The sequence below is a fragment of the Pseudomonas sp. F-14 TE3482 genome (assembly GCF_053629455.1).
The window spans coordinates 5,494,628-5,517,899 of sequence record NZ_JBRJII010000001.1 but is presented as its reverse complement, the minus strand read 5'-3'; the positions used below and the strand labels follow the sequence as shown (position 1 = coordinate 5,517,899).

At 59.7% G+C, this 23,272-nt stretch carries 17 protein-coding genes; 9 read left to right on the top strand and 8 right to left on the bottom strand.

The features are described 5' to 3' along the window. Positions 1 to 35 precede the first annotated feature (35 nt). From AB7M26_RS24905 to AB7M26_RS24890, 4 genes are all read right to left on the bottom strand, one after another. Positions 36 to 1,070, bottom strand: a complete 1,035-nt coding sequence (locus AB7M26_RS24905; protein WP_123496614.1) for a 2-oxoglutarate and iron-dependent oxygenase domain-containing protein — start codon at positions 1,068 to 1,070, stop codon at positions 36 to 38. Positions 1,071 to 1,864: 794 nt separating this feature from the next. Beyond that, positions 1,865 to 2,764, bottom strand: a complete 900-nt coding sequence (locus AB7M26_RS24900) for a hydroxymethylglutaryl-CoA lyase (RefSeq protein ID WP_048396882.1) — start codon at positions 2,762 to 2,764, stop codon at positions 1,865 to 1,867. Positions 2,765 to 2,911: 147 nt separating this feature from the next. Further along, the gene (locus AB7M26_RS24895) at positions 2,912 to 3,313 is read right to left on the bottom strand and encodes a MerR family transcriptional regulator (RefSeq protein ID WP_008068244.1); all 402 of its coding nucleotides are present in this window, start codon (positions 3,311 to 3,313) and stop codon (positions 2,912 to 2,914) included. Between the two features lie 220 nt (positions 3,314 to 3,533). Continuing rightward, positions 3,534 to 4,463: a LysR family transcriptional regulator gene (locus AB7M26_RS24890; RefSeq protein ID WP_007904083.1), complete on the bottom strand. Its 930-nt coding sequence runs from the start codon at positions 4,461 to 4,463 to the stop codon at positions 3,534 to 3,536. A 165-nt stretch (positions 4,464 to 4,628) separates the two neighbouring features. Between AB7M26_RS24890 and AB7M26_RS24885 the strand changes: the two genes are divergently transcribed. Then, positions 4,629 to 5,858, top strand: coding sequence for an acyl-CoA dehydrogenase (locus tag AB7M26_RS24885; RefSeq protein ID WP_030130892.1), 1,230 nt, complete (start codon positions 4,629 to 4,631; stop codon positions 5,856 to 5,858). Positions 5,859 to 6,121: 263 nt separating this feature from the next. Here the strand turns inward: AB7M26_RS24885 and AB7M26_RS24880 are convergent, their stop codons facing one another. Next, positions 6,122 to 7,462, bottom strand: coding sequence for a substrate-binding domain-containing protein (locus tag AB7M26_RS24880; protein ID WP_123496616.1), 1,341 nt, complete (start codon positions 7,460 to 7,462; stop codon positions 6,122 to 6,124). A 153-nt stretch (positions 7,463 to 7,615) separates the two neighbouring features. Then, a complete protein-coding gene (xthA, locus tag AB7M26_RS24875) occupies positions 7,616 to 8,428 on the bottom strand; it encodes an exodeoxyribonuclease III (RefSeq protein WP_123496618.1) in 813 nt (270 codons plus the stop codon). 327 nt (positions 8,429 to 8,755) lie between these two features. On the opposite strand from xthA, the gene AB7M26_RS24870 reads away from it, so the two are divergent. The 7 genes from AB7M26_RS24870 to AB7M26_RS24840 all read left to right on the top strand — a co-directional run bounded on the left by AB7M26_RS24870 (position 8,756) and on the right by AB7M26_RS24840 (position 19,931). Continuing rightward, positions 8,756 to 9,406, top strand: coding sequence for a GNAT family N-acetyltransferase (locus AB7M26_RS24870; protein WP_123496620.1), 651 nt, complete (start codon positions 8,756 to 8,758; stop codon positions 9,404 to 9,406). Positions 9,407 to 9,470: 64 nt separating this feature from the next. Beyond that, positions 9,471 to 11,198, top strand: coding sequence for an autotransporter assembly complex protein TamA (locus AB7M26_RS24865; protein ID WP_123496622.1), 1,728 nt, complete (start codon positions 9,471 to 9,473; stop codon positions 11,196 to 11,198). Then, on the top strand, positions 11,195 to 14,869 hold the full coding sequence (locus tag AB7M26_RS24860) for a translocation/assembly module TamB domain-containing protein (protein WP_123496623.1): 3,675 nt from the start codon (positions 11,195 to 11,197) through the stop codon (positions 14,867 to 14,869). The genes AB7M26_RS24865 and AB7M26_RS24860 overlap by 4 nt, the downstream gene beginning before the upstream one ends. A 239-nt stretch (positions 14,870 to 15,108) precedes the next feature. Further along, positions 15,109 to 15,588 (top strand): MarR family winged helix-turn-helix transcriptional regulator, encoded by a 480-nt coding sequence (locus tag AB7M26_RS24855; RefSeq protein ID WP_123496625.1) that lies wholly within the window; start codon positions 15,109 to 15,111, stop codon positions 15,586 to 15,588. Beyond that, on the top strand, positions 15,578 to 17,047 hold the full coding sequence (locus AB7M26_RS24850; RefSeq protein WP_123496627.1) for an efflux transporter outer membrane subunit: 1,470 nt from the start codon (positions 15,578 to 15,580) through the stop codon (positions 17,045 to 17,047). Before AB7M26_RS24855 ends, AB7M26_RS24850 begins: the two co-directional genes overlap by 11 nt. A 15-nt stretch (positions 17,048 to 17,062) precedes the next feature. Continuing rightward, complete coding sequence (locus tag AB7M26_RS24845) at positions 17,063 to 18,265, top strand: HlyD family secretion protein (protein WP_123496629.1); 1,203 nt, start codon at positions 17,063 to 17,065, stop codon at positions 18,263 to 18,265. Between the two features lie 136 nt (positions 18,266 to 18,401). After that, positions 18,402 to 19,931, top strand: a complete 1,530-nt coding sequence (locus tag AB7M26_RS24840; protein ID WP_123496631.1) for a DHA2 family efflux MFS transporter permease subunit — start codon at positions 18,402 to 18,404, stop codon at positions 19,929 to 19,931. 124 nt (positions 19,932 to 20,055) lie between these two features. Here the strand turns inward: AB7M26_RS24840 and lpxH are convergent, their stop codons facing one another. Then, complete coding sequence (gene lpxH / locus AB7M26_RS24835) at positions 20,056 to 20,808, bottom strand: UDP-2,3-diacylglucosamine diphosphatase (protein ID WP_123496633.1); 753 nt, start codon at positions 20,806 to 20,808, stop codon at positions 20,056 to 20,058. Continuing rightward, positions 20,805 to 21,308: a peptidylprolyl isomerase gene (locus AB7M26_RS24830; RefSeq protein ID WP_123496635.1), complete on the bottom strand. Its 504-nt coding sequence runs from the start codon at positions 21,306 to 21,308 to the stop codon at positions 20,805 to 20,807. The genes lpxH and AB7M26_RS24830 overlap by 4 nt, the downstream gene beginning before the upstream one ends. 265 nt (positions 21,309 to 21,573) lie before the next feature. Between AB7M26_RS24830 and AB7M26_RS24825 the strand changes: the two genes are divergently transcribed. Beyond that, a complete protein-coding gene (locus AB7M26_RS24825; RefSeq protein ID WP_008068272.1) occupies positions 21,574 to 23,271 on the top strand; it encodes a glutamine--tRNA ligase/YqeY domain fusion protein in 1,698 nt (565 codons plus the stop codon). Position 23,272: the final 1 nt, after the last annotated feature.

Here is a 23,272-nt window from a genome sequence, read left to right as displayed (position 1 = left end):
CGCTCAGCCTATGAGTGGGTTGAAAATTGCGGAGCTCACTTGTCGCGCGCTTTCAGTTCTTCCAGCCGCGCGAGGCGATTTTGCTCGTGGATGCGTCGGGTGGTGATTCGATCCGGGTAGCAGCGCATGAACATATGGGTGAAGTGCTCGCCGTAATGAATGCGCTCTTGGCTGCCTGGTTCGAACAACGGTCGGGCAGAAGCTTCGAAACCCGGTTCGTGGAAGTACGCGCAGGCGAAGCGTTCATGAGTATTGAGCTTGACCTTGTGTGGGGTGGAAAGCAGGTAGCCATTGGTCATGAACTGCATGATGTCGCCAGGGAACACCGTCCACACCCTTGGCGTGGGTGTCACGAAAGTCCAGGGTTCCTCGTGTTCGAACAAGCCTGCCGAACTTTCTTCCGGCAGCCAGTTGCGGTTGCGCCTCTCGCCCTCGACCGGTGGGCGAATGTACAGACCGCCGACGTCGTCCTGGGCCGCGATGACCAGCAGGCCATAGTCCGTGTGTGCACCAATGCCTCGGGACGATTTGGGCGTTTCGGTCGGGAAGCGTAATACGCGCATGTGGTGCCAGCCATCGCGTGTCAGGTCGGTGAAGGTGCTGATTGGCAGGTTCATGCCCAGCGCCGTGAGCTTGAGTAGTTTCTCGCCTGCTGCGCCGAGCTCGTCCATGAACGCTTTCATGCGTTTGTGATAAACGCTATCGGGCCATGGCACCGGACCATGGCAAGGCCAGCCCTTCTGGACGCGCGGATCGCTCTCGGGCAAGTCTTTGCAAATGGTGAAAATCTCCGAGTAATCCGCCTGGCCGGCAGTGATTTCCTCGCCGGAAGCGATATAGCCGCTGTAGGCTGAATCGTTGATGCAACCGCTTTTGAAGGTTTGAGGTTTCTTGAAAAAGCGCTTGCTGACGGCTATTGCCGCTTGCGTCTTGCGATCCTGTTCGACACGGGTCTTGATCTGGAAAATGCCATCTGTTCGCCAGGCGCGGATCAGTTGTTCTCCCAACGTGATATCGGTGATGCTGCCCGTTACCTTGGCGGGCAGCTTGAAGGTTTTCAACGTGATCATGTTCGTCTCCTTTTATCCAGTAAAGGGACGTGTACTCATTCCAGAGACGTTGACGAACAGCGGTGGCCAACGGAACAGCTCCAGACCTTCATGGCATGGATCATGAGCGTCCCTGCAATCCCCGAAGGGAAGGCGAGTTATAGGAGATCCGGGTTTTGATTTGACCTGCCATTTATGACAGTTTCGACGAGCGGGGCAGTCAGAGGGTGTTGCGCAGGGGGGTATACAAGGGGCAGAAAGCACAAAGGGGAGCCGAAGCTCCCCTTTAATTTTGTCGTACGTGCTCTTTTTTTATTATTGAGGGGCGGTCTGTTGTTGTTTTTGGCAACCGTGGCCCTTTACCGCTGTTTTTGTCGATCCCCATCCGGGATCAAGAGCAAACGTATTTTTTTGAGCGCTGATCTACTTTTTCGCTAAGCGATCCAACCAGTTCGGGAGCTACCTGAAGGTAGTTTTATTGTTCTCTGCCCGGTTGCGGGTTACTTCGAAAAGCACCCTGAAAAGCACATCCTCTCCAAAAAAATCTGTTAGCTGCGTCTCTGCCGTGTTGTTCTTGTTATGTCAGAGTCGTTACGTCTTATTTTTATTGGTTTGCAGTTTTTATTCTTGTTATGCCATAGAGATAGCAGAAGCCGTGCCAACTTTTTAAAGCCCTTTAAAATCAATGCTTTGAGTTTTTCGTAGGGTTTTTCATCCAACCCAAACCCGACAATTTGTTTCCGTGTTACTCGTTTCCGCCCACGTTTCAGAACACGCGGTAACACCCGGACACATTCACACTGTCACTGTCACTGTCACTGCGCGCTGCGGGCCTTGGCCACGCGCGAACCGGTAGGGCGCCCCAGCACCGCGCAAATCTGTTGGCCGGCTCGAATCAAGGCGTCCAGGTCGATTCCGGTTTCAATACCCAGACCGTTGAGCAGGTAAACCACGTCTTCGGTCGCGACATTACCGCTGGCGCCCTTGGCGTATGGGCAGCCGCCGAGGCCGGCGATGGAACTGTCGAACACCGCGATGCCTTCCAGCAGGCTGGCGTAGATGTTGGCCATGGCCTGGCCGTAAGTATCATGAAAGTGCCCGGCCAGTTTTTCACGTGGTACATCGGCCGATACCACTTCGAACATCTTGCGGGTCGCGCCAGCGGTGCCGGTGCCGATGGTGTCTCCCAGCGAAACCTCGTAGCAGCCCATCGCATAGAGCTCACGAGCAACCCGGGCGACTTGTTCCGGTGCGATGTCCCCTTCGTAAGGGCAGCCCAGCACGCAGGACACGTAACCGCGCACGCTGACGCCATGTTGTTTTGCGGCGTCCATGATCGGCACGAAGCGCTCGAGGCTCTCGCTGATCGAGCAATTGATGTTGCGCTGGGAAAACGATTCGGACGCTGCGGCGAACACCGCGACTTCCTTGACCCCGGCGGCGATGGCGTCTTCAAAACCCCGCAGGTTGGGGGCGAGGGCGCCATAGGTCACGCCCGGCTTGCGCTGGATCTGCGCGAAGACCTCGGCGGAGCCGGCCATTTGCGGCACCCATTTGGGCGAGACGAAACTGCCGACTTCTATATAGCCCAGGCCGGCGGCGGTCAGCGCGTCGACCAGTTGCACCTTGTCTGCAACGCTGATGGGCTGGGCTTCGTTTTGCAGACCGTCGCGGGGGCCGACTTCGACCAGGCGTACGTGGGTGGGTAGGGACATGGCAATGGACCTGTGCTGATTGTCTGAATGCTGGGAAAACCCTGTGGGAGCGGACTTGCCCGCGATGGCGGTGTGTCAGTCAGCATCAATGTTGAATGTCATGCCCTCATCGCGGGCAAGCCCGCTCCCACAGGGAACTGTGTAGATCTACTGGACCGCCTGCTGGCTCTTGATCGTTTGCTCCAAGGCCTGGGTGCAGCGCTCTTCGGCCGTATCGAGTTCCAGTTTCATCTGTTCGATGTCCAGCAATTGCTGTTCGAGTTGTTCCCGACGTTCGGCGATTTTCGCCAGCATGCTGTGCAATTGCTTGGTGTTACCGCTGGAGGGGTCATAGAGCTCGATCAGCTCGCGGCATTCGGCCAGGGAAAAACCAATGCGCTTGCCCCGCAGAATAAGCTTCAGGCTTACCTTGTCACGGGGCGAATAAATGCGTTCCTGGCCGCGGCGCTCGGGGCTGAGCAGGCCTTGCTCTTCATAGAAGCGAATGGCCCGTGTGGTGATGTCGAGCTCGCGGGCGAGGTCGGAAATGCTATAGGTCTGGCTGCTCATGGAAGCGCTCGAAAAAGGTCATGGCGCTAAGCTAATGGCAGGTTGACGTTTACGTCAAGGGGCATGAATTTATGGTGCTGCTGACGGCCTCTTCGCGGGCAAGCCTCGCTCCTACAAGGTTCGCGTCGAGCCACGAATAAATGATCGACACCAAACCTGTGGGAGCGAGCGGTGCGGCGATCCGACTTGCCCGCGAAGAACGATGATGCGGTCCAAAGCCTTACACCTTATCGAGCTTCTTCTCATGGGCCGTAACCTGTTGGCACAACTCGATCATTTGCTCGCGCATCCAGCGGTTGGCCGGGTCCTGGTCGGTGCTTTCGTGCCAGTAAAGGTGAGTTTCCACTGGCGGAACTTCTTTGACCGGCAGGTTCACCGCGTACAAGTCATGGCGACGGGCGAAGCGTTCCGGCACGGTCATGACCATGTCGGTCTGCTGTAACACCTGGGACGCCATCAAGTAATGCTGGGAGCGCAGGGCAATCTTGCGCTGGATGCCCATTTTGCCCAAGGCCAGATCGACATAACCCAGACCGCTGCGCCGGCTGGAGATATGGATGTGGGTCAGGGACAGATAATCGTCGAGGGTGAATTTCTCTTTGCCCGCCAACGGATGGCCCTTGCGCATGGCGCACACGTAACGGTCCTCCATCAACTTGACGTGACGCACCTGCGGGTCGGTGTTGAGCGGCGCGTCCACCGCAAAATCGAGACGACCGGCGGCCAGTTCCTTGGTGGTCTCGCGACGTTTGGACAGGAAGCTTTCGATGATCACCGTCGGCGCCAGGCGTCGCAGGCGCTGGAACAGCGGCGGCAGGATCACCGCTTCAGTGAGGTCGGTCATGCTGATGCGGTAAGTCTTGACCGCCTGCAACGGGTTGAAGATGCGGCTTTCCTGCACCGACACCCGCAGCAAGGAGAGGGCGTTGCGCACGGGGCCGATGATGTTCTGCGCCATCGGTGTGGGCACCATGCCTTGGGCGGTACGCACGAAAAGCGGATCGTTGAAGGTCTCGCGCAGGCGGGCCAGAGCGTTCGAGACGGCTGGTTGAGTGATGCCGACAATCTGCCCTGCGCGCGTCAGGTTGGCTTCGGTGTAGATCGCGTCGAAGACGATGAAAAGGTTGAGGTCGACCTTGCTCAGATTCATTGCGCTGCGCTCTCTGCTCTTGTTATTAGGAAGGTGGCTCGATCAGTCGATCATATATCGGTGATGAATGTTAATACACGCCGAGAATAGGCTAGGTAAATTATCAACGCTGTTCTAGCATCGATTGCATGACCTGAACAACCTCCCTTTAGAAGGTAGCTGCCCATGGATTTCGCTTATTCGCCCAAAGTGCAAGAACTGCGTGAGCGCGTGACCGCGTTCATGGACACCTACGTTTATCCCGCTGAAGCGGTGTTCGAACGCCAGGTCGCCGAGGGCGATCGCTGGCAGCCGACAGCGATCATGGAAGAACTCAAACTCAAGGCCAAAGCTGAAGGCCTGTGGAATTTGTTTCTGCCTGAATCCGAACTCGGCGCCGGCCTGACCAACCTCGAATATGCGCCATTGGCGGAAATCATGGGCCGCTCGCTGCTGGGCCCTGAGCCGTTCAACTGCTCTGCGCCGGACACCGGCAACATGGAAGTGCTGGTGCGTTACGCCAATGAAGAACAGAAGCAACGCTGGCTCGAACCGCTGTTGCGCGGCGAGATTCGCTCGGCGTTCGCCATGACCGAGCCGGACGTGGCCTCGTCAGATGCCACCAACATGGCCGCCCGCGCTGTGCGTGATGGCGATGAGTGGGTGATCAACGGCAAGAAGTGGTGGACCTCAGGGGCCTGTGATCCACGCTGCAAGATCCTGATCTTCATGGGCCTGAGCAACCCGGATGCACCGCGCCATGCGCAGCACTCGATGATTCTGGTGCCGGTGGATACCCCAGGCGTGAAGATTGTGCGTCCGCTGCCGGTGTTCGGTTACGACGATGCGCCTCACGGCCACGCCGAAGTACTGTTCGAAAACGTCCGGGTGCCGTATGAAAACGTCCTGCTGGGCGAAGGGCGCGGCTTCGAAATTGCCCAAGGTCGCCTCGGCCCGGGCCGGATTCACCACTGCATGCGTTCGATCGGCATGGCCGAGCGTGCGTTGGAGCTGATGTGCAAACGTGCGGTCAACCGCACTGCGTTCGGCAAACCCCTGGCGCGTCTGGGCGGTAACATCGACAAAATCGCCGACTCGCGGATGGAGATCGACATGGCGCGCCTGCTGACGTTGAAAGCGGCATACATGATGGACACCGTCGGCAACAAGGTGGCGAAGAGCGAAATCGCGCAGATCAAAGTCGTCGCGCCGAACGTGGCATTGCGGGTGATCGACCGGGCGATCCAGATCCATGGCGGGGCAGGGGTTTCCAACGATTTCCCGCTGGCCTACATGTATGCCATGCAACGCACCCTACGCCTGGCCGACGGCCCGGACGAAGTGCACCGCGCGGCGATCGGCAAGTTCGAGATCGGTAAATATGTGCCGAAGGAAATGATGCGTAGCGGTCAATAAGACGGGTGGGCTTTTGTGGCGAGGGAGCTTGCTCCCGCTGGGGCGCGAAGCGGCCCTGAAATACGGCAATCCGGTTGTTTCAGATGTACTGGGTCGCCTGGCTTCGCGCAGCGGGCACTGACAGGCACCGCGTCATCGTTCATCGCGGGCAAGCCCGCTCCCACAGTTACAGTGGTGTTCATAGACTTTGTGTACGACACGGACACTGTGGGAGCGGGCTTGCCCGCGATGGCGTCGGCCCATTCAACCCATCAACATCAGATTCAATACACCCAAACCTCAACCCGCCGATTCTTGATCCGCCCCTCATCCCCGCTGTTGGTCGCTACCGGCATCTCGGCGCCGAAACCTCGAATCTCGCGAAACACCACGCCGCTTTTCACCAGCTCTCGCCGCACCGCCATGGCCCGCAGTTTCGACAGCAGATCGGCCCGCGCCGGGTCGCTCTTGGCGTCGCCAAACCCCACTAGCGTCACCTGCCGATTGGTTTTGTCGTGCTGCTTTATATAGTCGAGTACCCGCGACAGGTCTTGTCGGGCCTTGTTGTCCAGCGTCGCGCTGCCTTCTTCGAAACGGAAATTCACCGTCAGCCGCTGGGCATGGCGACTGAGTGCCTGATAATCCTCAGGCATCAGCGCATTCGGCGTGACGGCCATGGCCTGAACGGTCTGCGCGATAAAGCCATTGGCCGCGACGATCGCCTGGCCTTTGCTGCTTTGCGCGAACTTCACCAAGGCCTTGGCCCAGGGATTTTTCCCATTCGGCGGCAGGTAAAAGAACAGCCGACGGGACAGCGGGTAATCTTCCGTCGCGATCAGGCTATTGACCGGCAGCATGGCCTGGGAGTCGCCATCGACAATGGCCACGGCTTTGGCCTGGCGCACATAAGGCAAACCGATGAAGCCAATGCCTTGCGGGTCCAGACTGACGGCGTCGGACAATTGCTCGCTGGATTCGAAGCGTTTCGCGTTGCCGCTCAGGGTTTTCCCACGCGGGCTGAGGACCAGTTCCTTGAACGTGTCATAGGTGCCTGATTGATCATCCCGCGCATAGAGATGAATCGTCCCGCCGGTGCTGCCGAGTGCTTCCCAGGTTTTCGCTTCGCCGCTGAAGATTCGCGCCAGTTGTTCGGTGTTGAGTTGCTTCAGCGGATTGTGCGGATGAAGGATGATTGCCAGCCCGTCGATGGCGATAACTTGCTCGGCAATCGGGCTTTTCAGGTCGCCCAGCGGCTCAAGATCCAGCCGTTCGTTGTCCTTGATCGGGCGCGACGAAGCCGCGAGATCGGCAGAGGCGATTCTCAGGGCTCTGAACCCGGTGCTGGAACCATGGGCCGCGACCTCCACCTCGACTCGGCGTCCCTGAACGGTTTCGCCGACGATGCGTTGTTCGTTGGCTTTGTCCGGGGCTTCGCGATGAACCTTGAGCAGGCCCTGTTCACGCATCAAGCCCTCGACCAGCGCCGGGCCCAATGCTGCGCCAATGGTGTTGGAGCCCTGGATGCGCAACACCGGGCCACGTTCGGGCGTCGGCAAATCGCCGGCCGACACCGTTAACGGCAGCAGGGCGGCGAGCATCGACACAAACAACACGCGCAGCGTCATGCCGGCACCTTATAAGCCTGGGAAAGTGCCGGGAGAATAAGTCAGTAAGGTTGCTGAACGATGACAGATCAAAAGATCGCAGCCTTCGGCAGCTCCTACACTGGGGTGGCGTACATTCTGTAGGAGCTGCCGAAGGCTGCGATCTTTTGCTTCTTAGCTCAACTCAAGCCAGATCGGTGCGTGATCGGAGGGCTTTTCCATTGCGCGCAAATCGTAATCCACGCCGGCATCCTTCACTCGCGGCAACAATCCATGGGAGGCCATGATCAAGTCAATCCGCAGCCCGCGCTTGGGTTCATCTTCAAAACCGCGGCTGCGGTAGTCGAACCAGCTGAAACGGTCGGCAACGTCTGGGTTCAGGTGACGGAAGCTGTCCACCAGGCCCCAATTCTTCAGGCGGGCCATCCATTCGCGTTCTTCGGGCAGGAAGCTGCATTTGCCGGTTTTCAGCCAGCGTTTCATGTTGTCCGGGCCGATGCCGATGTCGCAGTCTTCCGGGGAAATGTTCACATCGCCCATCACCACAATCGGCTGGTCGTTGCTGAACTGGCTTTCCAGCAATTGCTGCAAATCGCTGTAGAAACGTTCCTTGGCCGGGAATTTGGTGGGGTGATCGCGGCTTTCGCCCTGTGGGAAATAGCCGTTCATGATGGTCACCGGCACGCCATTGGCGTCGGCGAAAGTGCCCCAGATGAAGCGTCGCTGGGCGTCTTCTTCGTCAGTGGTGAAACCTTTGTACAAGGCAATCGGTTCCTGGCGCGAGAGCAGGGCCACGCCGTAATGGCCTTTTTGCCCATGGAAATGCACGTGATAACCCAGTGCCTGAACCTCGGCCAGGGGGAACTGGTCATCGTGGACCTTGGTTTCCTGCAGTCCGATCACGTCCGGTTGATGCTTTTCAATCAGCGCCGCCAGCTGATGCGGGCGAGCGCGCAGCCCGTTGATGTTGAAGGAGACGATCTTCATGGTCGGCAGTCCTGGCAAAAATGCGATGCTAGCTGACATGTAGGAATGGGGCCAGCCTTGGGGTGAGGCGATTCGTTGTGTTCTGTCAGAGATGTGTTGGCAGATCGGGCCTCTTCGTGGGCAAGCCCCCCACAGTATCCGTGTCGTACACAAAATCTGTGAACGCCACTGAAACTGTGGGAGCGTGGCTTGCCCGCGAAGGCATCAGCCCATTCGATGAAGATCCCGGCTTGGTCTATACCTTGTCTGGGGAACTGTGAAGCCACCCAAAGGCTCGTACCAATAAGAACGCGGCCTTCTGAGCCGCGCCCAGGGAGATCCGCCGTTATGCCCGAAACCTCGACCGCCATCGCCGATATTCACATGCTCGACAGCGGCTATTCCCGCGAAGCACGCTCCTTGTTGTATCAGGCGTACCGGCACGAGCCGACGTTCGGCTACCTGTTCGAAGCCGAACGTCCCGGCTATGAACAGCGAGTACGGGCCACGGTGCGCGAACTGGTCAAACAGCACTTTTTGCAGGATTTGCCGGCCATCGGCCTGCTAGTGAATGACCGCTTGATCGGCATCGCCCTGATCGCACCACCACAACGCCGCCTGGGCATCACCGAAAGCTGGGCCTGGCGCCTGCGGATGGTGCTCAGCACCGGGTTTCGCTGCACCCGCCGCTACCTCGATTACCACGCCGCCGTGATGGCGTGCGTGCCGTCTGACTCGGTGCATGTCCTGCCGCTGCTGGGGGTTCATCCGCAATTCCAGGGCAAGCACTTCGGCGAACAATTGCTGCAAGCGGTCCATAACTGGTGCGCGGTCGATGAGCACTCGCAGGGTGTGATCCTCGACACCGGGAATCCTCGTTATCTGGAGTTCTATAAGCGCCAGGGCTATGAGGAAATCGGCGAAGTAGCAGTAGGCCCGATTCTTGAACACGTGTTTTTCCACGCGAATCCGCAGGTGTTACAAACGGCAACGGCATAACAGTAGAACTTTCGCGGCAGGTCAGGCTCTATCAGGCCCCCAGGCTCGTGATAGCATCCGCGCTATGAAGTTTTCCGGAAGATTTACCAGTGGCGTGCTGATTCTGATCTCCAGCTGCGCGGCGCTGGCGCAAAGTGAATTGGATGTGCGGATCAAACCGTCCAACGATGAACTGAAGGCCAATATAGAAGGCTATATCGGTAGCCTCGGCGATCGCGATGAGGAAGCCTTGCTGCGCTTCAGTCGCGGCGCCGAAGAACAGGCGCGCAAGGCCGCCCAGGCCTTGGGTTATTACCAGCCGCAAATCGACAGCGACGTGAAGGGCGGCAAGACGCCGCGCCTGGTGCTGAACATCGACCCCGGTGAGCCGATCCATTTGCGCAACGTCACGGTGCGCATCGACGGCCCGGCGGCCTCGTTCAAGTCCTTTCGAGTACCGAAAAGCGATCTGCTCGAACCCGGCTCGGTGCTGAACCATGGCCGTTACGAAGACGCCAAGCGGCTGATCCAGAACCAGGCCTCGCGCTATGGCTTTTTCAGTGGGCGCTTCACCCGCCAGAAACTGTTGGTGGACCCGCGTGCCGGTGTCGCCGACATCGAATTGATCTACGACAGCGGCCCACGCTATGCGCTGGGCAAAGTCAGTTTTGAAGGCGACACGCCGTTCGACGAAGACCTGCTGCAACGCATGGTGCCGTTCAAGGCCGGTGCGCCCTATGACTCCGAACTGATCGCCGAACTCAATCAGGCGCTGCAATCGAGCGGTTATTTCGAGGGCGTGCGGGTCGACGCGGCGCCGACCGCGTCCAAGGACGATGTGATCCCGGTGGCGGTCAAACTGGAAACCCGCAAGCCTCGGACCATGGGCCTCGGTCTGGGCTTTTCCACCGACGTCGGTCCACGGGTCAAAGCCAACTGGACGCGGCATTGGGTTAATCCTCAGGGGCACAGCTATGGCTGGGAGGCCGAGATTTCGGCGCCACGGCAGAACGTCGGGCTGTTTTACGACGTTCCGCTGGACCCACCATTGACCGACAAACTGCGTTTTGCCGGTGGTTATCAATATGAAGAAATCGCTGGCACCGATACCCTCAGCAAACTGCTGACCCTCGGCCCCGAATGGCACAGCAAGTTGCCCAGCGGCTGGCAGCGGGTGGTATCACTCAAATGGCAGCGCGAGGAATACCAACTCGGTGACGATTCGGGGCTTAGCACCTTGCTGATGCCTGGCGTGAGCTATTCGTACCTGAAAAGTGACAACCGCATCGACCCGCACAACGGTTATCGCCTGCAATTCGAAACCAAAGTCGCCAAGGAAGGATTGGGTTCGGACACCAACTTGCTCTACGGCACGGCGCTGGTCAAAGGCTTGACCACGGTGTTCGACAAACACCGCTTGCTCGGTCGGGTGCAGGTCGGCGGCAGCGCCACCAACGGCTACAAATCGGTGCCGCCGTCCTTGCGCTTCTTCGCCGGTGGCGATCAGAGCGTGCGCGGTTACGACTACCAGAGCCTGTCTCCGGAAAACTCCGATGGCGACCGTATCGGTGGCCGCTACATGGTGGCCGGTAGCGTCGAGTATCAATACTCCATCGCCGAAAAATGGCGGGTCGCTACCTTCATCGACCAGGGCAACTCCTTCAACACACTCGAACTGCCGAACCTCAAGACAGGTGTCGGTATCGGCGTACGCTGGGTTTCGCCGGTGGGGCCGATTCGCCTTGACCTGGCCCACGCGATGGACGACGACGGCGGCATTCGACTGCACTTTTCCATGGGGCCTGAGCTGTGAAGCGTGGTTTGAAAATAACGCTGCTGGCAATTCCGGCACTGCTGATGCTGATTGTGCTGACACTGGTCACCGTGCTGGGCACTCCGACGGGCAGTCGCTGGGCGCTCGGGTTTGTGCCGGGTTTGACCATGGAGAATTTCCAGGGCCGTTTGGGTGGGCAGTGGAGCGCCGATCATCTGGAGTGGCAGCAGGACAGCAGCCGGGTCGATCTGGACAAAGCGATTTTCGCCTGGTCGCCGCTGTGCCTGATGCGCATGACGTTGTGCATCGAGCAATTGCAGGCGGAGCAGGTCAGCCTGCAATTCCCGCCGGGCGTGGAAGAGGAAAGCAGCGGGCCGATCAGTCTGCCGGACTTGAAATTGCCGCTGGCCATCGAATTGGGCGACGTCAAAATCGGCCGCCTGCTGTTCAACGGCAGTGAAGAACTCAAGGGGCTGCAACTGGCAGCGCACTGGACCGAGAAGGGTTTGCAGATCGACTCGGTGCATTTGCAGCGTGATGAACTGAGCCTGAACCTGTCCGGCCTGCTGCAACCCAGCGGCAACTGGCCGCTGACCGCTGAAGGCAAACTGACTTTACCGTCGCCGGGTACCGAACCATGGGCACTGGCCTTGAAGGTCGACGGCGATCTGCTGAAAACCCTGAACCTGAAAGCCGACAGCAGCGGCTACCTGAACGGCCAACTCACTGGCGAGCTGCAACCGCTGGCGGAAAACTTGCCGGCCAAAGTGCGCATCACCGCTGACGGCTTCAAGGCCAGCGCCGATCTACCGGACACCCTGCAACTCAATCAACTGGAACTCACCGGCGACGGCGACCTGAAAAACGGCTACCAGTTGCTCGGCAAAGCCACATTGCCCGCAGAGCAAGGCCCGGTTGCGCTGTTGCTGCAAGGCAAGGTCGACGCCAAGGGCGCGCAAATCGCCGGCCTTGACCTGACGGCCAACGACAAACAGAGCCTCAAGCTCATCGGGCAAGTGGACTGGAGCAAAGGCCTGAGTGCTGAAGCGAAAATCGACTGGCTGGATTTCCCGTGGCACCGTCTCTATCCGCTGATCGACGAGCCACAAGTGGCGCTGCGCAGTTTCAACGGTGAAGTCTCCTACACCGACGGCAACTACATTGGTAACTTCAAAGCCGCACTGGATGGCCCGGCCGGGGCGTTCAGCCTGAACAGCCCGTTCAGCGGTGATCTGAGCAAAATCCACCTGCCGCAATTCAAACTCGAAGCCGGGCAGGGCAAGGCCGAAGGGCACCTGAATCTGCAGTTTGCCGACGGTATCGCCTGGGATACGGCGCTGGACCTCTCGGCAATCAACCCTGCGTACTGGCTCGCGGAGTTACCTGGCACCTTGGCTGGGCCATTGCGTAGCAAAGGTGAGATGAAGAACGAAACGCTTAGCCTGACCGCCGACCTGGATCTGAAAGGCAAGCTGCGCGGGCAACCGGCGGTGTTGCAAGCCAAGGCCGATGGCGGCGGCGAGCAATGGAACCTCAGCGCGTTGCAGATTCGCCTTGGTGACAACAGCATCAACGGTCAGGGCAGCCTGCAACAGAAACTCGCCGGCCGGATCGACATCAAGCTGCCGCGTCTGGCCCAGCTCTGGCCGCAACTGCGCGGTCAGCTCAATGGCCGGGTCGATGTCGCCGGTACGCTCAAAGCGCCACAAGGCAAGCTCGGTCTGCAAGGCACGCAACTGGCCTTCGAAGACAATCGCCTGCAAAGCCTCAATCTGGACGCCACCCTCGACAGCGCCCAGCGGGCGAAGATCGACCTCAAGGGCAGCAGCATTCAGACCGGCGACACGTCACTGGGCACATTGACCGCCAGCGGTCAGGGTGACATCAAAAACCAGAAACTCGCCCTCGACCTGCAAGGACCAAAGCTGAAGCTGGCGCTCGGTTTCGACGGCGCGTTGGACAAGGGCAATTGGCGCGGGCGTCTGGCCAGTGGGCTTATTCAGGCCGGTGGTCAGGACTGGAAACTGCAAAATCCGGCGAAGCTTGAGCGATTGGCGGACGGCAAAATCAACTTCGGCGCCCATTGCTGGATGTCCGGCCCGGCCAGCCTGTGCGGCGAAGATCAGCGTTTGATGCCCGAGCCGAAGCTGCGTTATCACCTCAAACAGTTCCCCATCGACAGCCTCGCGCAGTGGTTGCCGAAGGATTTCGCCTGGCAGGGCAAGCTCAACGCCGACCTGCAACTGGACTTGCCGGCCAGCGGTCCGAACGGTCTGGTCAGCATCGACGCCAGTGGCGGCACGTTGCGTATGCGTGAGAAGGAGCAATGGCTGGACTTCCCGTACCAGACCCTGAAACTCACCAGCAAACTCACGCCAAAACGCATCGACACCGACCTCAACTTTGTCGGCGGCAAGCTCGGTGAGCTGATGGTTCAGGCGCAAATCAACCCGCTGCCGAAGAACAAACCGCTGACCGGTTCATTCCGCCTCAGTGGCCTGGACTTGTCGGTGGCGCGGCCGTTTGTGCCGATGGTCGAGAAACTCACCGGGCATTTGAGCGGCAGCGGCACATTGTCCGGCGGACTGCTGGCGCCGCTGGTCAATGGCAACCTTGAGCTGCGCGACGGTGAAATCTCCGGGCCTGAGTTGCCGATGGCGCTCGAAGCCTTGCAACTTCAAGCCGTGATTGCCGGCGAAACCGTGCAACTGAACGGCGGCTGGAAAAGCGGCAAGACAGGGCAGGGCAGCCTCAATGGCAACATCGCCTGGGGCCAGGCGCTGATGGTGGATCTGGCGCTCAAGGGCTCGCAGTTGCCGGTCACCGTCGAGCCCTACGCCGCGCTGGAAGTCGCGCCGGACCTGAAGATCTCCATGAAGGACGACAGACTGGCAATCGTCGGCAAAGTGCTGGTGCCCAAGGGCGAAATCACCGTGCGCGAGCTGCCGCCGTCCACGGTCAAGGTCTCCGATGACACGGTGATCGTCGGTCAGCAGACCGAAGAGGGCAAACCGCCGATGGCCATGGCGATGGACATCGATGTGGTGGTGGGGCAGGACAAACTCAGCTTTGCCGGGTTCGGCCTGACCGCCAACCTGCAAGGTCAGGTGCACATCGGCGACAACATGGACACCCGTGGCGAGCTGTGGCTCAACGACGGACGTTACCGCGCTTACGGTCAGCGACTGACGGTGCGCCGGGCGCGCCTGTTGTTTGCCGGTCCCATCGATCAGCCGTATCTGGACATCGAAGCGATTCGCCAGACCGATGATGTCATCGCCGGCATTCGCCTGAGTGGCAGCGCCGAGCAGCCGACTACGCAGATCTTTTCCGAACCGGCGATGAGTCAGGAGCAGGCATTGTCCTATCTGGTGCTGGGGCGTCCGTTGAGCACTACCGGTGAAGACAACAACATGCTTGCCCAAGCCGCCCTCGGGTTGGGCTTGATGGGCAGCTCTGGGGTGACCAGCGGCTTGGCCAAGGACTTGGGCATTCAAGACTTCCAGCTCGATACCCAAGGCAGCGGCGCCAACACCGCCGTGGTGGCCAGCGGCAATATTTCGGAAAAGCTCAGCCTGCGTTATGGCGTAGGCGTATTCGAACCGGCCAACACCATTGCCTTGCGCTACAAACTGAGCAAAAAGGTCTACCTCGAAGCCGCCAGCGGCGTGGCCAGTTCGCTGGACATCTTCTACAAGCGGGATTTCTAGAACCGCGTTTTCTTTCAGATACCGCGTCGCCCCCAATCGCGGGCAAGCCCGCTCCCACAAGGATTTCGCTGAACCTGTGGGAGCGGGCTTGCCCGCGATGGCGTCAGAGCATTCACCGCAGAATCCATTGCCATTTATCCATCAAATACAAAGCCTCCTAACTATTGCGTTGACATTCTCTGCCTAGGCAGTAACATCTCGACATACATTCTCTGCCTAGGCAGCTAATCGGTGGTCAGATGAAGCATTTCACTCCAGAAAATTTCCAGCATTGTCATCTCGGCCTTTTGCTCGGGCGCGCCGCGCTGCTCAAGGACCGGATCATCGACACGCACATGGAGCCCCACGGCATCACCGCCGCGCAGTTCAAAGTGCTGATCATCATGGCCCAGTTCGGTGTCGATACCCCGGCCGAGCTGTGCCGTCACCTGTCGCTGGACAGCGGTTCGATGACCCGCATGCTCGATCGTCTGGAACAGAAAGGTTTCCTCGCCCGCCAACGCTCCGAGGCAGACCGGCGTCAGGTTCAGCTGGTGCTGACCGAACAGGGCCAGCAACTGACCGATCAGTTGCCGCAGATCGGCGCCGACGCCATGAATGAACTGGCCGGCGCCATCACCCCGGAAGAATTGAAAACCCTGGAACAGATCCTGAAGAAAATTCTGGTAGCCGCGGGTGACTCGATCACCCTGCTGCGGGTAGGTGGCCATGAACAGTAAAAGCCTGCGTAGCGGCCTGAGCCTGGTGCTGTTGGCCATGAGCCTCGCCGGCTGCGCCAGCTACAGCGGCCTGACCACCGAAGGCGTCAGCCTCGATGCGAAAAATCTAAAGGCCGGGCAATCCCTCAACGGCGTGACGCTGTCGCCCGCGGCGTGGCCGAAAAGCGACTGGTGGAAAAGCCTCGGCGATCCGCAACTCGACGGTCTGATCCGCGAAGCCTTGCACGACAGCCCCGACATGCAAATCGCCGACGCCCGCGCCCATCAGGCCAGCGCCGCTGCCTATGCCGCCGACGCCGCGCGGATGCCGACTCTCGATGCCAGTGCCGGCGTCAGCCGTTCGCGTCTGGCCCGCGATCAGGACCCGAGCGGGCAGGGCGGCACCTATTCCACCGTGCGTAATCTCGGTGCCAGTTTCAATTACAACTTCGACCTATGGGGCGGCCAGCGCGCTGCCTGGGAAGCCGCATTGGGCCAGGCCCGTGCCGCCGAAGTCGATCAGCAGGCTGCGCAGCTGACCTTGTCCGCCGATGTCGCCCGCGCCTACAGCGATCTGGGGCAGGCGCACATCATCCATGACCTGGCCAGCGAAGACCTCAAGCGCACCCAACAAATGCTCGACCTCAGCCAGCGTCGCCTGAGCTCGGGGATCGACAGCCAGTACCAGTTCCAGCAGACCGAAAGCCTGGAAGCCAGCGCCGAAGCCAGCCTGATCGACGCCGAGAAACGTCTGCAAAGCGCGAAAATCGCCTTGGCGGTGCTGTTGGGCAAAGGCCCGGATCGCGGCAATGAAATCGCCCGACCGAAAGTTCTCCAAGCCAGCGCCGTGGCGTTGCCGTCGGTGCTACCGGCAGAGTTGCTCGGTCGTCGCCCGGACCTGGTGGCGGCACGCTGGCGGGTTGAAGCCGCGAGCAAAAACATCGCGGCGGGCAAGACTCAGTTTTACCCCAACCTCAACCTGAGCGCGGCGGCCGGTGTCGAATCATTGCTGGGCGATGCGATGTTCGGTTCCGCCAGTCGCTTCTTCAATGTCGCGCCGACGATCTCGGTGCCGATTTTCGACGGTGGCCGTTTGCGGGCCGACCTCGATTCCCGCGATGCCGATTACGACCTCGCGGTGGCGCAGTACAACAAAAGTCTGGTGAAAGCCCTGGGCGATGTCAGCGACACCATCAACCAGTTGCGCGATATCGGCCGGCAAATCGGCGCCCAGCAGCACGCCACCGACATTGCCCAGGATTCTTACAACACCGTGGTCCAGCGCTACGGTTCCGGTATCGGTAATTACCTGGATGTGCTCAGCATCGAGCAGCAATTGCTCCAGGCCCAGCGTCAACTGGCCAACCTGAATGCCGAGCAGATCGACCTGTCGATTCAACTGATGCAAGCGCTGGGCGGCGGCTTCCAGGGCGAAACCCTGACCGCAGCCAACGCAACCCCAGCCACGCAGCACAACTAATTCAAGGTACCCGTCATGGCCACTGTCGATACATCCCAAGCCCCTGACAACGCTCAAGACACGAGCAATCCACGCAAGCGCAAAGTGATGCTGTTTGCACTGACCATCGTGGTGATCCTCGCCGGGCTCGGCGTCTGGGGTTATCAAGAATTTTACGGTCGCTGGAACGAAAGCACCGACGACGCCTATGTGAACGGCAACGTGGTGGAAATCACCCCGCTGGTCACTGGCACCGTGGTCAGCATCGGTGCCGACGATGGCGACCTGGTCCACGAAGGCCAGGTGCTGATCAACTTTGACCCGAACGACGCCGAAGTCGGTCTGCAAAGTGCCCAGGCCAATCTGGCTCGCACCGTGCGCCAGGTGCGCGGTTTGTACAGCAATGTCGACGGCATGAAAGCCCAGGTCAATGCGCAACAGGCCGAAGTGCAAAAGGCCCAGGACAACTTCAATCGCCGGAAAAACCTCGCTGCTGGCGGGGCGATTTCCCAGGAAGAACTATCCCATGCCCGCGATGACCTGACCTCGGCGCAAAACGCCTTGGCCAACGCCAAACAACAGCTCATGACCACCAGCGCGCTGGTCGATGACACCGTGGTGTCGTCGCACCCGGACGTGATGTCCGCCGCCGCGCAATTGCGTCAGGCGTACCTGACCCATGCCCGTAGCACCTTGATCGCGCCGGTCACCGGTTACGTTGCCAAACGCAGCGTGCAACTGGGCCAGCGGGTCCAGCCGGGCACCGCGCTGATGGCAGTGATCCCGTTGGATCAGCTGTGGATCGACGCCAACTTCAAGGAAACCCAGCTGCGTGACATGCGCATCGGTCAGCCGGTCGACATCGAGGCCGACCTCTACGGCAGCGACGTCAAATACAGCGGCACCATCGACAGCCTCGGCGCCGGGACTGGCAGCGCGTTTGCCTTGCTGCCGGCGCAGAACGCCACCGGTAACTGGATCAAGATCGTCCAGCGGGTGCCGGTGCGGATTCACATCAACGCCGAAGAGCTGGCCAAGCACCCGTTGCGGGTCGGCCTGTCGACTCAGGTCGATGTGAACCTGCGCGACCAGAGCGGTCCGGTGCTGGCCCAACAGTCGCCGCAAAAGGCTTCGTTCAGCACCGGCATCTACGACCGTCAGTTGGCCGAGGCCGACGCGATGATCACCCAGCTGATCCATGACAACAGCGCCGCGGTCAGTAAAACCGCGCACCGTTGATTGGTCATCACACCGACCCTGTGGGAGCGAGCCTTTGTGGCGAGGGAGCAAGCTCCCTCGCCACAAAGGCTCACTCCCATAAGGTCAGCTGCGTCAGTAATAGGCGCCGTGCCAATCAGGTTTCAAAGGATTTGCGATGAGCAATAACGCGTCTTTCACGCCGCCCAGCCTGCTGCTCAGCACCATCGGCCTGTCGCTGGCGACCTTCATGCAGGTGCTCGACACCACCATCGCCAACGTGGCCTTGCCGACGATTTCCGGCAACCTGGGCGTGAGTTCGGAGCAGGGCACCTGGGTCATCACCTCGTTTGCCGTGAGCAACGCCATTGCGCTGCCGCTGACCGGTTGGCTCAGCCGGCGTTTCGGCGAGGTGAAGCTGTTTCTCTGGGCGACGATCCTGTTCGTGCTGGCCTCGTTTCTCTGTGGCATCTCAACCTCGATGCCGGAGCTGATCGGCTTTCGGGTGCTTCAAGGCCTGGTGGCAGGTCCCTTGTACCCGATGACCCAGACGCTGTTGATCGCAGTCTATCCACCCGCCAGGCGAGGCATGGCCCTGGCGTTGCTGGCGATGGTCACGGTGGTGGCGCCGATTGCAGGGCCGATCCTCGGCGGATGGATCACCGACAGCTACAGCTGGCCGTGGATTTTCTTTATCAACGTGCCAATCGGGATTTTTGCGGTGATGGTGGTGCGCCAGCAACTCAAGACGCGTCCGGTGGTGACCAGTTACCAGCCAATGGATTACGTCGGTTTGATCACCTTGATCGTCGGTGTCGGCGCATTGCAGGTGATCCTCGACAAGGGCAATGATCTGGACTGGTTCGAATCGAACTTCATCATCGTCGGCGCGGCTATTTCAGTGATTGCGCTGGCGGTGTTCGTGATTTGGGAAATGACCGACAAACACCCGGTGGTCAACCTGCGGTTGTTCGCTTACCGCAACTTTCGTATCGGCACCATCGTGCTGGTGGGCGGTTATGCCGGGTTCTTCGGTATCAACCTGATCCTGCCACAATGGCTGCAAACCCAAATGGGCTACACCGCCACCTGGGCCGGATTGGCGGTGGCGCCGATCGGTATTTTGCCGGTGCTGCTGTCGCCGTTTGTCGGCAAGTACGCGCACAGTTTCGACCTCCGACTATTGGCCGGTGGCGCGTTCCTCTGCATCGGTTTGAGTTGCTTCATGCGCGCCGGGTTTACCAACGAAGTGGACTTCCAGCACATCGCGCTGGTGCAGCTGTTCATGGGCATTGGCGTGGCGCTGTTCTTCATGCCGACCCTGAGCATTTTGATGTCGGACTTGCCGCCGAGCCAGATTGCCGACGGCGCAGGACTTGCGACCTTCCTGCGGACCCTGGGCGGTAGTTTTGCGGCATCGTTGACCACCTGGATCTGGATTCGCCGGGCCGATCAACACCATGCATATTTGAGTGAAAGCATCACCACGTATGAGCCGGCGACCCGGGAGGCGTTGAACACGCTCGGCGGGGCGGGTAACCCGGCTTACGCGCAACTGGATCATGTGCTGACCAGCCAGGCGTACATGCTCTCCACCGTGGATTACTTCACGTTGCTGGGGTGGGCGTTCATGGGGTTGATTCTGCTGGTGTGGCTGGCGAAACCGCCGTTTGCGGCGAAGGCGGGGCCTGCTGCTTCCGGTCATTGAGATAAACACAAACCCCTGTGGGAGCGGGCTTGCCCGCGATAGCGGAAGATCATTCAACAACGTTGTTGAATGATCCACCGTCATCGCGGGCAAGCCCGCTCCCACAGGTTCTTTTGTTCGGCCGTTAGTTTGCGGGTGCGGCCAGTTGTGGCGGCGGGGTGAAATCAAACGGCGCCAGCGCAAACCCATTCTCATCCACCTGCAACGCCCAGCCCTGACGGTCCCAATCCCCCAACACAATACGCTTGGCCGCCTGCTCGCCAATCTGCAACTTGTGGATGGCCGGGCGATGGGTATGCCCGTGGATCAAGGTCTTCACGCCATAGTGCTGCATGACCCGCGGCACTTCTTCCGGTGTGACATCAACAATGTCATTGGCCTTCATCCGCACCTGCGCACGGCTTTCACTGCGCAGCTTGTGCGCCAGTTTCTGGCGTGTGCGCAAGGGCAGGTGCCGCAGGATAAACAGGGTGATCGGGTTGCGCAGGTAACGTCGCAGCTTCATATAGCCGACGTCGCGGGTGCAGAGGCTGTCGCCATGCATCAACAGCACGGGCTCGTCGTAAAACTGCACGACACTCGGGTCTTTCAACAACGTGCAGCCGGCCTGTTTGCAGAAAGCCTGGCCAAGCATGAAGTCGCGATTGCCGTGCATCAGATAAATGGCCGTGCCGCTGTCGCTGAGGTCGCGCAGGGCCTGGCAGATGGAACGCTGGAACGGCGTCATGGCATCGTCGCCAATCCACGCCTCGAAAAAGTCGCCCAGAATGTACAACGCACTCGCCGAGCGGGCACGTCTAGCGAGCAAATCCAGAAACGCCCGGGTAATGTCCGGGCGCTCCTCTTCCAGATGCAAGTCTGAAATCAGCAGTATCACTCAATGATCTCGGCTTTCTCGATGATCACGTCTTCTGCGGGTACGTCCTGGTGGCCGGCTTTGGAAGTCGTGGCCACGCCTTTGATCTTGTCGACCACGTCGGTGCCTTCGACTACTTTGGCGAATACAGCGTAGCCCCAACCCTGAACGGTCTTGGCGCTGTGGTTCAGGAAGCTGTTGTCAGCCACGTTGATGAAGAACTGGGCGGAAGCCGAATGCGGCTCCATGGTGCGGGCCATGGCCACGCTGTACTTCACGTTCGGCAGGCCGTTGTCGGCTTCGTTCTGGATGCTTGGGCGCTTGTCTTTCTTTTCTTTCATGCCTGGCTCGAAACCGCCGCCCTGGATCATGAAGTTGCCGATGACACGGTGGAAAACGGTGTTTTCGTAGTGACCGGCTTTGACGTATTCGATGAAGTTGGCCACGGTGATCGGGGCTTTCTCAGCGTTCAGTTCCAGGACGATGTCGCCGAAGTTGGTGGACAGTTTGACTTGGGTCATGATCGGTACTCTTTTTTCTATGAATTCGTGGGTTTCGGGGCTCTACAGCCCTCAACCAGTCCGGCCAGTGTCGGCCAAGGCACGCAGTTTAGCGTGCCGGGCGCGAATTTCGAGGCTGTTTTTCATTGCCGGCCGATTAAATGCAGCCGATTGCCGGCCTGCTCTGTCAGCCACTTGACAGCATCGGCTATGATAAGCCCCTTTGATTTATAACAGCCGCTTTGATTTGGCCAACTGGCCGCGCACTTGTACGTTCAAGGATCCTATGAGCAAGCCCACTGTCGACCCTACCTCGAATTCCAAGACCGGCCCTGCCGTGCCGGTCAATTTCCTGCGCCCGATCATCCAGGCGGACCTGGACTCGGGTAAGCACACGCAGATCGTCACCCGTTTCCCGCCTGAGCCCAACGGCTACCTGCACATCGGTCACGCCAAGTCGATCTGTGTGAACTTCGGTCTGGCCCAGGAATTCGGCGGCGTCACGCACCTGCGTTTCGACGACACCAACCCGGCCAAGGAAGACCAGGAATACATCGACGCGATCGAAAGCGACGTCAAATGGCTGGGCTTCGAATGGTCCGGTGAAGTGCGCTATGCCTCGCAGTATTTCGACCAGTTGCACGACTGGGCGGTAGAACTGATCAAGGCCGGCAAGGCCTACGTCGACGACCTGACCCCCGAGCAAGCCAAGGAATACCGTGGCAGCCTGACCGAACCGGGCAAGAACAGCCCGTTCCGTGACCGCTCGGTTGAAGAAAACCTCGACCTGTTCGCCCGCATGAAGGCCGGCGAATTCAAGGACGGCGCACGCGTGCTGCGGGCCAAGATCGACATGGCCTCGCCGAACATGAACCTGCGCGACCCGATCATGTATCGCATCCGTCATGCCCATCACCACCAGACCGGCGACAAGTGGTGCATCTACCCGAACTACGACTTCACCCACGGTCAGTCGGACGCCATCGAAGGCATCACCCACTCGATCTGCACCCTGGAGTTCGAAAGCCATCGTCCGCTGTACGAATGGTTCCTCGAGAACCTGCCAGTACCGGCGAAACCGCGTCAGTACGAATTCAGCCGCCTGAACCTGAACTACACCATCACCAGCAAGCGCAAGCTCAAGCAACTGGTTGATGAAAAGCACGTTCACGGTTGGGACGATCCGCGCATGTCCACGCTGTCGGGTTTCCGTCGCCGTGGCTACACGCCCAAATCGATCCGCAACTTCTGCGAAATGATCGGCACCAACCGTTCCGACGGCGTGGTCGACTTTGGCATGCTCGAATTCAGCATCCGTGACGACCTCGACCACAGCGCCCCACGCGCCATGTGCGTATTGCGTCCGCTGAAAGTCGTGATCACCAACTACCCGGAAGGCCAGGTCGAAAACCTCGAATTGGCGTGCCACCCGAAAGAAGACATGGGCGTGCGCGTTCTGCCGTTCGCCCGTGAGCTCTACATCGACCGTGAAGACTTCATGGAAGAGCCGCCGAAGGGCTACAAGCGCCTGGAGCCAAACGGCGAAGTGCGTCTGCGCGGCAGCTACGTGATCCGTGCCGACGAAGCGATCAAGGACGCCGATGGCAACATCGTCGAACTGCGTTGCTCCTACGATCCGGAAACCTTGGGCAAGAACCCGGAAGGCCGCAAGGTCAAAGGGGTGGTGCACTGGGTGCCGGCCGCCGCCAGCGTCGAGTGCGAAGTGCGTCTGTATGATCGCCTGTTCCGTTCGGCCAACCCTGAGAAGGCCGAAGACAGCGCCAGTTTCCTGGACAACATCAACCCTGACTCGCTGCAAGTTCTCACTGGTTGTCGTGCCGAGCCTTCGCTGGGCAATGCACAGCCGGAAGACCGTTTCCAGTTCGAGCGCGAAGGTTACTTCGTCGCGGATATCAAGGACTCGAAACCGGGCGCTCCGGTGTTCAACCGTACCGTGACCTTGCGTGATTCGTGGGGCCAGTGAT

Excerpts from the sequence above, each read along its gene's own strand:
- AB7M26_RS24895 (WP_008068244.1), bottom strand. The coding sequence starts at position 3,313 with ATGAGCAGCCAGACCTATAGCATTTCCGACCTCGCCCGCGAGCTCGAC.
- AB7M26_RS24825 (WP_008068272.1), top strand. The coding sequence starts at position 21,574 with ATGAGCAAGCCCACTGTCGACCCTACCTCGAATTCCAAGACCGGCCCT.
- xthA (WP_123496618.1), bottom strand. The coding sequence starts at position 8,428 with ATGAAGATCGTCTCCTTCAACATCAACGGGCTGCGCGCTCGCCCGCAT.
- AB7M26_RS24855 (WP_123496625.1), top strand. The coding sequence starts at position 15,109 with ATGAAGCATTTCACTCCAGAAAATTTCCAGCATTGTCATCTCGGCCTT.
- AB7M26_RS24840 (WP_123496631.1), top strand. The coding sequence starts at position 18,402 with ATGAGCAATAACGCGTCTTTCACGCCGCCCAGCCTGCTGCTCAGCACC.
- AB7M26_RS24890 (WP_007904083.1), bottom strand. The coding sequence starts at position 4,463 with ATGAATCTGAGCAAGGTCGACCTCAACCTTTTCATCGTCTTCGACGCG.
- AB7M26_RS24870 (WP_123496620.1), top strand. The coding sequence starts at position 8,756 with ATGCCCGAAACCTCGACCGCCATCGCCGATATTCACATGCTCGACAGC.
- AB7M26_RS24905 (WP_123496614.1), bottom strand. The coding sequence starts at position 1,070 with ATGATCACGTTGAAAACCTTCAAGCTGCCCGCCAAGGTAACGGGCAGC.
- AB7M26_RS24845 (WP_123496629.1), top strand. The coding sequence starts at position 17,063 with ATGGCCACTGTCGATACATCCCAAGCCCCTGACAACGCTCAAGACACG.
- AB7M26_RS24900 (WP_048396882.1), bottom strand. The coding sequence starts at position 2,764 with ATGTCCCTACCCACCCACGTACGCCTGGTCGAAGTCGGCCCCCGCGAC.
- AB7M26_RS24830 (WP_123496635.1), bottom strand. The coding sequence starts at position 21,308 with ATGACCCAAGTCAAACTGTCCACCAACTTCGGCGACATCGTCCTGGAA.
- AB7M26_RS24880 (WP_123496616.1), bottom strand. The coding sequence starts at position 7,462 with ATGACGCTGCGCGTGTTGTTTGTGTCGATGCTCGCCGCCCTGCTGCCG.
- AB7M26_RS24885 (WP_030130892.1), top strand. The coding sequence starts at position 4,629 with ATGGATTTCGCTTATTCGCCCAAAGTGCAAGAACTGCGTGAGCGCGTG.
- AB7M26_RS24850 (WP_123496627.1), top strand. The coding sequence starts at position 15,578 with ATGAACAGTAAAAGCCTGCGTAGCGGCCTGAGCCTGGTGCTGTTGGCC.
- AB7M26_RS24865 (WP_123496622.1), top strand. The coding sequence starts at position 9,471 with ATGAAGTTTTCCGGAAGATTTACCAGTGGCGTGCTGATTCTGATCTCC.